General features: G+C 70.0%; 7 protein-coding genes. 2 read left to right on the top strand and 5 right to left on the bottom strand.

Annotated elements, in window-relative coordinates; genetic code table 11:
* Nucleotides 1–111: 111 nt before the first annotated feature.
* Nucleotides 112–2,163, bottom strand: a complete 2,052-nt coding sequence (locus ABZY12_RS34040) for an APC family permease (RefSeq protein WP_356897286.1) — start codon at nt 2,161–2,163, stop codon at nt 112–114.
* Nucleotides 2,164–2,397: 234 nt separating this feature from the next.
* Here ABZY12_RS34040 and ABZY12_RS34035 point away from each other — a divergent pair, with 234 nt between their 5' ends.
* A complete protein-coding gene (locus tag ABZY12_RS34035) occupies nt 2,398–3,066 on the top strand; it encodes a TrkA family potassium uptake protein (protein ID WP_356897284.1) in 669 nt (222 codons plus the stop codon).
* Nucleotides 3,066–3,746 carry a TrkA family potassium uptake protein gene (locus ABZY12_RS34030; RefSeq protein WP_356897282.1) on the top strand — a complete coding sequence of 227 codons (681 nt, stop codon included), beginning with the start codon at nt 3,066–3,068 and terminating at the stop codon, nt 3,744–3,746. The genes ABZY12_RS34035 and ABZY12_RS34030 overlap by 1 nt, the downstream gene beginning before the upstream one ends.
* Nucleotides 3,747–3,929: 183 nt before the next feature.
* On the opposite strand, the gene ABZY12_RS34025 is transcribed toward ABZY12_RS34030, so the two are convergent.
* From ABZY12_RS34025 to ABZY12_RS34010, 4 genes are all read right to left on the bottom strand, one after another.
* Complete coding sequence (locus ABZY12_RS34025; RefSeq protein WP_356897280.1) at nt 3,930–4,664, bottom strand: DUF3159 domain-containing protein; 735 nt, start codon at nt 4,662–4,664, stop codon at nt 3,930–3,932.
* A gap of 3 nt (nt 4,665–4,667) precedes the next feature.
* On the bottom strand, nt 4,668–5,066 hold the full coding sequence (locus ABZY12_RS34020) for an OB-fold nucleic acid binding domain-containing protein (protein ID WP_356897278.1): 399 nt from the start codon (nt 5,064–5,066) through the stop codon (nt 4,668–4,670).
* A 127-nt stretch (nt 5,067–5,193) separates the two neighbouring features.
* Nucleotides 5,194–5,877 carry a response regulator gene (locus ABZY12_RS34015; protein ID WP_356897276.1) on the bottom strand — a complete coding sequence of 228 codons (684 nt, stop codon included), beginning with the start codon at nt 5,875–5,877 and terminating at the stop codon, nt 5,194–5,196.
* 73 nt (nt 5,878–5,950) lie between these two features.
* On the bottom strand, nt 5,951–8,506 hold the full coding sequence (locus ABZY12_RS34010) for a sensor histidine kinase KdpD (protein ID WP_356897274.1): 2,556 nt from the start codon (nt 8,504–8,506) through the stop codon (nt 5,951–5,953).
* Nucleotides 8,507–8,637: the final 131 nt, after the last annotated feature.

The raw sequence follows: 8,637 nt of genomic DNA, 5'->3' as shown, positions 1-8,637 counted from the left end.
TTTGTTTTTTTTTTTTTTTTTTTTTTTTTTGTTTTGTGTTTTGCGGAGGGGGGGGGGGGGGGCGGCCCCCCCCCCCGGCGGGGGGGCCCCCCCCCCCCCCCCCCCACCAGTCTACGTGCCCTTGCCGGCCGGTTCCTTCGTCCGTTTCTCGACCGGGCCGCGGCGCACCGAACCCGGCGCGTTCCAGTCCTGGCGCTTCTTCTCCCGCTTCTTGGCGACCTCGGAGGACCGCAGCTGGTACGGGACGGACGTCACCATCACGCCGGGGGTGAAGAGCAGGCGGCCCTTCAGTCGCAGGGCGCTCTGGTTGTGGAGCAGATGCTCGTACCAGTGGCCGACGACGTACTCGGGGATGTAGACCGAGACCGCGTCCCGCGGGCTCTCGCGGCGGATGTTCTTCACGTACTCGATGACCGGCCGGGTGACCTCCCGGTACGGCGAGTCCAGGATCTTGAGCGGAACGTTGATGCCCCGCCGCTCCCACTCGGCCTTGAGCGCCTTGGTCTCGGCCGGGTCGACGTTGACGCTCAGCGCCTCCAGCTCGTGGGCGTGCAGCAGCTTGGCGTAGGCGAGGGCGCGCAGCGTCGGCTTGTGGAGCTTGGAGACCAGGACGACGGAACGGACCCGCGACGGGCGTACGTACTCGTCGGGACGCTCCTCGGCGGCCGCGATCTCCTCCGCCACGGAGTCGTAGTGCCTGCGGATCGCGGTCATCGTCCCGTAGAAGATCACCATGCCGAGCAGCGCGACCCAGGCGCCGTGGGTGAACTTGGTGGCGAGGACGACGACCAGGACCAGGCCGGTGAAGAAGGCGCCGAAGGTGTTGATCGCGCGGGAGCGGATCATGCGGCGGCGCTGGACCGGGTTCCTCTCCGTCTTCAGGTGCCGGTTCCAGTGCCGGACCATGCCGATCTGGCTGAGGGTGAAGGAGACGAAGACCCCGACGATGTACAGCTGGATCAGCTTCGTCGAGTCGGCTCCATAGACCCAGACCAGCAGCGCGGCGGCGCCGGCGAGGAGCACGATGCCGTTGGAGAACGCGAGCCGGTCGCCGCGCGTGTGCAGCTGGCGCGGCAGGTACCGGTCCTGGGCGAGGATCGAGCCGAGGAGCGGGAAGCCGTTGTACGCGGTGTTGGCGGCCAGGAAGAGGACGAGCGCCGTGGCCGCGGCGAGGACCACGAAGAGGAAGGTGCCGTCTCCGAAGACGGCGGCCGCGACCTGGGAGATGACCGGGTCCTGGACATAGCCCTCGCCGACCGGGACGCCGTTGTGCAGCAGGTCGACGGCGGGCTTCTCGGCCATCCGTACGTCGGTGGCCATGGCCAGGAAGATGATGCCGCAGAACATGGTCACGGCCAGGCCGCCCATCAGGGCGAGCGTGGTGGCCGCGTTCCTCGACTTCGGCTTCCGGAAGGCGGGGACGCCGTTGGAGATCGCCTCGACACCGGTGAGGGCGGCACAGCCGGAGGAGAAGGCGCGCAGCAGCAGGAAGACCAGTGCGAAACCGGCCAGGCCCTGGTGCTCGGGCTTGATCTCGAAGTCGGCGGTGGGGGCCTTCATGGTCTCGTCGAGGACGATGCCCCGGTAGGCACCCCAGGCGATCATCAGGAAGACGCCGGTGACGAAGACGTACGTCGGGATGGCGAAGAGGCTGCCCGACTCCTTCACCCCGCGCAGGTTCATCACGGTCAGCAGCAGGATGACGCCGACCGCGCAGAAGACCTTGTGCTCGACGACGAACGGGATGGCCGAGCCCAGGTTCTCGATCCCTGAGGAGATGGAGACGGCGACGGTCAGGACGTAGTCGACGAGCAGGGCGCTGGCGACGGTGAGTCCGGCCTTCGGGCCGAGGTTGGTGTTGGCGACCTCGTAGTCGCCGCCGCCGCTGGGGTAGGCGTGGACGTTCTGCCGGTACGAGGCGACGACGGTGAACATCAGGACGACGACGGCCAGTGCGATCCACGGGCTGAAGTGGTACGCGGACAGACCCGCGATCGAGAGGACGAGCAGCACCTCACCCGGTGCGTACGCCACCGAGGACAGCGGATCGGAGGCGAAGACGGGGAGTGCGATGCGCTTCGGAAGGAGGGTTTCCCCCAGCCTGTCGCTGCGCAGGGCCCGCCCGATCAGGATCCGTTTGGGCACGTCGGTCAGTTTGGACACGCAGAGGATCGTAAGCGTTCGAAAAGCGCCACGCCCACCGGCACCCCCGATCCGCACGGAATCTCCCTGGGTACCACCTCGGATGCGGTCTTGGCCATCGTTGCCGCATAAGCTCGGATCGGGCAGCACGGCAGGGCGCTGTCCGCCACAACCCGGGCAAGTCGGGTGAGGAAAGTTGTGAGCAGGGTGTTTTCGCAGGTCAGCAAGACGATCAGGAGTGCGGGGTAAGGGGACGTGCACATCGTCATCATGGGCTGCGGGCGAGTGGGAGCCGCTCTCGCGCAGACCCTGGAGCAGCAGGGGCACACCGTCGCCGTCGTGGACCAGGACCCGACGGCTTTCCGCCGTCTGGGCTCCGGCTTCGGCGGGCGCCGGGTGACCGGCGTCGGCTTCGATCAGGACACGCTGCGCGAGGCGGGGATCGAGGAGGCGGGTGCCTTCGCCGCGGTGAGCAGCGGCGACAACTCCAACATCATCGCGGCGCGGGTGGCGCGCGAGATGTTCGGCATCGAGAACGTGGCGGCCCGGATCTACGACCCCCGGCGTGCCGAGGTCTACCAGCGTCTGGGCATTCCGACGGTCGCGACGGTCCGCTGGACCGCCGACCAGATGCTGCGGCGGCTGCTGCCGTCGGGCGCGGAGCCGCTGTGGAGCGACCCGAGCGGCGCGGTGCAGCTCGCGGAGGTCCACACGTCCCCCGCGTGGATCGGCCACAAGGTGAGCAGGCTGCAGGACGAGACGGGTGTGCGCGTGGCGTTCCTCACACGGCTGGGCGAGGCGGTTCTTCCCACGTCGCAGACGGTGCTGCAGGAGGGCGACCTCGTGCACGTGATGATGCGTACGGACGAGATCGACAAGGTCGAGGCGGCCTTCGCCGAGGGGCCTGAGGAGGGCGGTCACTGATGCGTGTCGCTATTGCGGGCGCGGGTGCGGTGGGCCGTTCCATCGCGGGCGAGCTCCTGGAGAACGGCCACGAGGTGCTTCTCATCGACAAGGCGCCGACGGCCATCTCGGTGGAGCGGGTGCCCCAGGCGGAGTGGCTGCTCGCCGACGCCTGTGAGATCACGTCGCTGGACGAGGCGGCGCTGCAGCGCTGCAACGTGGTGATCGCGGCGACCGGTGACGACAAGGTGAACCTGGTCGTGTCGCTGCTCGCGAAGACCGAGTACGGCGTGCCGCGCGTGGTCGCCCGGGTGAACAACCCGAAGAACGAATGGCTCTTCAACGAGTCGTGGGGCGTTGACGTCGCCGTGTCGACGCCGCGTCTGATGTCGGCCCTGGTGGAGGAGGCGGTGAGCGTCGGCGACCTGGTCCGGCTGCTGCGCTTCAGCCACGGCGACGCCAACCTCGTCGAGCTGACCCTGCCGCCGGAGTCGGCGATCGCGGGGACGTCGGTGGGCGATGTGGCCTGGCCGCAGGACACCTCGCTGGTGACGATCATCCGCGGCTCGCGGGTGCTCACCCCGAGCGCGGAGGAGACCCTGGAGGCGGGCGACGAGCTCCTCTTCGTGGCCGCCCAGGCGCGCGAGGAGCAGCTGGAGGACCTGCTGTCGGTCCGCCGCGACGCTCCTGCCGCGGGCTGACGGAGGCACGCGGGGTGAGGAATCGCTAGAGCCGGTACGCCGGTGCTGAAGCGGTCGAGCCGGTACGGAACCGGTGCGTACGGTACGGAGAAGGGCCCGGGACCTGTCGAGGTCCCGGGCCCTTCTCCGTACCGTGCGGGCGGCGCGGACCGCACCGTACCGACGGGGGCGTGCGCCGGGCGGCTACGCCTCCGGGCGCTGCGCCGCTGCCGCCTTGCGGGCCTTCTCGGCCTCCTCCTCCGCCTCCATCTCGGCGAAGACGTCGATCGGCGGCGGGGCCTTGGACAGGAAGACCCAGGTCAGGTACACCGCGAGCAGGAAGGGCGGGATCTTCAGCGCGACCAGGACCCAGCCGAACTGCGTCGTGTCGGCCCACCAGTACAGCGGGAAGAGGATCGCGCACTTGCCGAGCAGGATCAGGCCCCACGCCCAGCTCGCCTTGGCATACGCCTTCTTGCGGCCGGGGTTGCGGGTCCGCCAGGAGAGGTTCTCCTTGAAGACCGGGCCCAGGATCAGGCCGATCAACGGCACGCCGGCGAGGGTGGTGATGATGTACGCGAGGGCGAGGCCCAGGGTGTACAGCATGCCCGGGAGGTAGAAGTCCTTGGCGTTGCCGGTCATCATCGCGAAGACCACACCGAAGGCCACGCCGAAGACGCCGCTGAAGGCGTGCTTGACCGTGTCCCGGCGGATCAGCCGGACGGCGACCAGGACCAGGGACACCGCGAGCGCGGCGATCGCGGAGAGGTGCAGGTCCTTGTTGATCGTGAAGATCGTGACGAAGAGCAGTCCTGGCACGACCGTCTCGACCATGCCCCGAACGCCGCCGAACGCCTCGAACAGCGCCGCCTCGGTGACCTCCTTCGGGGCCTGGGCCTGGGATTCCTGATCCTTCGTCGGCTTGTCGAGGGACGTCACCGGCTACTCCTGTCCGAGCGGTCGGAGCTCGTATTTGGGGTTGAAGAGGACCCGCCGGCCGTGGCTCATGGAGACCCGTCCGGAGGCGATCAGCTTGCGGCCCGGCTCGATGCCCACGATGGACCGCCGGCCCAGCCACACCACGTCCAGCGGGGCCGTGCCGTCGAACAGCTCGGCCTCGAGGGCCGGCACACCGGCCCGCGGGCGCAGGGTGACCGTGCGCAACGTACCAGTCACCTTGACTATCTGGCGGTCGGAGCAGTCGCAGATACGCGTGCACCCCGATGCCTCGGTGTCCTCCTGGAGCTCGACGGACTCCAGCTCCTCCTGCGAGGTGGACAGCCGGTCGAGCATCCGGCGGAAGCGCCCGGCCGGCTTCCCTGTACGCGGTGCAGCACTCATACAGAAAGCGTACCGGCCCGCACCGACGGCGGAGCCGCCCCGGACCGGTGCTCAGGACGGTGGTCGGGCCGGCGCCCGGACAGGGGCCAGGCCCGTGATCAACCCCCTGCCCATACCCGTGCTCGGATCAGTGCTCGAAGCGGTAGCCCATGCCCGGCTCCGTGACGAAGTGCCGGGGGTGCGAGGGGTCGGCCTCCAGCTTGCGCCGCAGCTGTGCCATGTAGACCCGCAGATAGTTGGTCTCGGTGCCGTACGACGGGCCCCAGACCTCCTGGAGGAGCTGCTTCTGGCTGACCAGGCGGCCGCTGTTGCGGACGAGTACTTCGAGGAGGTGCCACTCGGTGGGCGTGAGGCGGACGTCCTTCCCGCCCCGGTGCACCTTCTTGGCGGCGAGGTCGACCGTGAAGCTCTCGGTCTCGACGACCACGACCGCGTCGTCGCCGCCGACCGGCTCGGCCCTGCGGACCGCGGCACGCAGCCGGGCCAGGAGTTCGTCCATGCCGAAGGGCTTGGTGACGTAGTCGTCGGCGCCCGCGTCCAGGGCCTCGACCTTCTCGTCGGAGGTCTGCCGCGCCGAGAGCACCAGGATCGGTACCCGCGTCCAGCCACGCAGACCCCTGATGACCTCGACGCCGTCGATGTCCGGCAGTCCGAGGTCGAGGACGACCACGTCGGGATGGCGCTCGGCGGCGAGCCGGAGGGCGGTGGCGCCGTCGGGCGCCGCGTCCACCTCGTACTTCCGCGCCTTGAGGTTGATCACCAGCGCGCGGACGATCTGCGGCTCGTCGTCGACGACGAGAACCCGGGTCATCGAAGGCATCCTTCTCTCTGCGTATGTCTCTGTCGGTCTCTCCGGCCGTCGTCCGGCCGGGAGGTGACTGCCGTCAGGAGGCGGCCCGTGCGGGCAGGTCGGCGGTGGGCGGGGGCGGAGGAAGCCGTCCCGCCACGGCCTTGAGGGTCAGCGTCATGGTGAGCCCGCCGCCGGGGGTGTCATCGGCGGTGATCGTGCCGCCCATGGCCTCGACGAAGCCCCGGGCGACGGCGAGCCCGAGGCCCACACCGGAGCCGCGCGGGGCGTCGCCGAAGCGCTGGAACGGTTCGAAGATGCCGTCCTTGCTCTCGTCGGGCACCCCCGGTCCGCGGTCGACGACCCGCAGCTCCACCCGGTCGCCCAGCGCGCTGGCGGCGACGGCCACCGGCACGCCCGGCGGGCTGTACTTGACCGCGTTCTCAACGATGTTGGCCACGGCGCGTTCCAGGAGCCCCTTGTCGACCTCGACCATCGGCAGGGTCTCGGGGATGTCCAGCCCGGCGCTGCCGTCTGGGACGCCGCCGAGCGCCATCGGCACGACCTCGTCCAGGTCGATGGCGCGGAGCAGCGGGGTGACCGTGCCGGTCTGGAGCCGGGACATGTCGAGGAGGTTCCCGACGAGGTGGTCGAGGCGGTCGGAGCCCTCCTCGATGCCGGCGAGGAGTTCCGCCCGGTCCTCCTCGGACCATTCGACGTCGTCGGAGCGCAGCGAGGAGACGGCCGCCTTGATGGCGGCGAGCGGGGTGCGCAGATCGTGGCTGACCGCGGCGAGCAGGGACGTACGGATCTTGTTGCCCTCGGCCAGTTTGCGGGCCTCCTCGGCCTCGCCGACGAGCCGCTGCCGGTCCAGTACCACCGCGGCCTGCGCGGCGAACGCGCCGAGCACGCGCCGGTCCTCGGCGGGCAGGGCGCGACCGATCAGGGCGAGCGCGAGGTGTTCTCCGACGGGCATGTCCACGTCCGCGTCCTCCGGACGGGCGGCGGGGCCCGTGCCGACGCTGGCCGCGGGGCGCCACGGCTCGATGTCGCTCTCCCTCTCCAGGAGCGTCACCGACTCCATGGAGAAGGTCTCCCTGACGCGCTCGAGCAGGGCGTCCAGGCTCGACTCCCCGCGCAGCACGCCGCCGGCGAGATAGGACAGCACCTCGGACTCGGCGCGCAGCCGTGCGGCCTGGTGGGTACGGCGGGCCGCGAGGTCGACCACCGACGCCACCGACATGCCGACTCCGAAGAAGACGGCGATCGCGACGATGTTCTTGGGATCGGCGATGGTGACGTGGTGCAGCGGCGGGGTGAAGAACCAGTTGAGCAGGAAGGAGCCGAGGGCGGCGGAGGCGAGTGCGGGGAACACTCCGCCGAGCAGGGCGGAGGCGACCGTGAGCGCCAGGAACAGCAGCATGTCGTTGGCCAGACCGAGGTCGGCGTCGGCATGGGTGAGGAGCAGGGCCAGCAGCACGGGACCGCCGACGCCGACCAGCCAGCCCCAGATGATCCGGGAGCGGCCGAGGCGGGCGCCGCGGGCGACGGGGAGCCCGCGTCCCTTGGCGGCCTCTTCGTGCGTGACGATGTGGACGTCGAGGTCCGGGCCCGACTCGCGGGCGACGGTCTGGCCGACGCCGGGGCCGAACACGTACTGCCAGGTCTTGCGGCGGCTGGACCCCAGGACGATCTGGGTGGCGTTGACGCCCCGCGCGAACTCCAGCAGTCCGGAGGGGATGTCGTCGCCTATGACGTGGTGGAACGTTCCGCCGAGATCCTCGACCAGGGTCCGCTGGAGCGCCAGCTCCTCGGGCGAGGCGGCCGTGAGTCCGTCGCTGCGGGCGATGTAGACGGCGAGCACCTCGCCGCCCGCGCCCTTCTCGGCCAGCCGGGTGGCGCGCCGGATGAGGGTGCGCCCCTCGGGGCCGCCGGTGAGTCCGACGACGATCCGTTCGCGGGCCTGCCAGGTGGAGCGGATGTCGTGCTCGCCCCGGTACTGCCGGAGGTACTCGTCGACCCGGTCGGCGGTCCACAGCAGCGCCAGTTCACGCAGGGCGGTCAGGTTGCCGGGCCGGAAGTAGTGGGACAGGGAGGCGTCGATCCTGTCCGGTTTGTAGATGTTGCCGTGGGCCATCCTGCGGCGCAGCGCCTCGGGCGACATGTCGACCAGCTCGATCTGATCGGCGCGGCGGACGACCTCGTCGGGGACGGTCTCGCGTTGCCGGACCCCGGTGATCGTCTCGACGACGTCGCCGAGCGACTCCAGATGCTGGATGTTGACCGTCGATATGACGTCGATCCCGGCGGCGAGCAGCTCTTCGACGTCCTGCCAGCGCTTGCCGTTGCGGGAGCCGGGGACGTTGGTGTGGGCGAGCTCGTCGACGAGGGCGACGGCGGGACGCCTGGCGAGGACCGCGTCCACGTCCATCTCGGTGAAGGCGGCGTCCCGGTGGACGAGGGAGCGGCGCGGGACCTGCTCCAGGCCGTGCAGCATCATCTCCGTACGCGGACGGTCGTGGTGCTCGACGAAGGCGACGACACAGTCGGTACCGCGTTCGACGCGACGGTGGCCCTCGGAGAGCATGGCGTACGTCTTGCCGACGCCGGGAGCCGCACCGAGGTAGATCCGTAGCTTGCCGCGTCCACCCATGGCTCCGACCTTACGTCCAGCGAAACGGACGTTCTGTACGGGTGACAGGGCTCTGGGGCCGTATTGACGGGACTCTGATGCGGGGAAGGCCGGTGGGCCAGGGCCGGAGTGGAGCTTGTCGAGCAGCTCGT

Origin of the sequence: Streptomyces sp. NPDC006551, from assembly GCF_040611675.1 — a bacterium.
Classification (GTDB): domain Bacteria; phylum Actinomycetota; class Actinomycetes; order Streptomycetales; family Streptomycetaceae; genus Streptomyces.
The sequence above is the reverse complement of the archived record's forward strand: the minus strand, read 5'-3'. Positions and strand labels throughout refer to the sequence as shown.

Bases quoted from the DNA above. Each gene is read 5' to 3' on its own strand.
- ABZY12_RS34030 (WP_356897282.1), top strand. From the start codon at position 3,066: ATGCGTGTCGCTATTGCGGGCGCGGGTGCGGTGGGCCGTTCCATCGCG.
- ABZY12_RS34020 (WP_356897278.1), bottom strand. From the start codon at position 5,066: ATGAGTGCTGCACCGCGTACAGGGAAGCCGGCCGGGCGCTTCCGCCGG.
- ABZY12_RS34015 (WP_356897276.1), bottom strand. From the start codon at position 5,877: ATGACCCGGGTTCTCGTCGTCGACGACGAGCCGCAGATCGTCCGCGCG.
- ABZY12_RS34010 (WP_356897274.1), bottom strand. From the start codon at position 8,506: ATGGGTGGACGCGGCAAGCTACGGATCTACCTCGGTGCGGCTCCCGGC.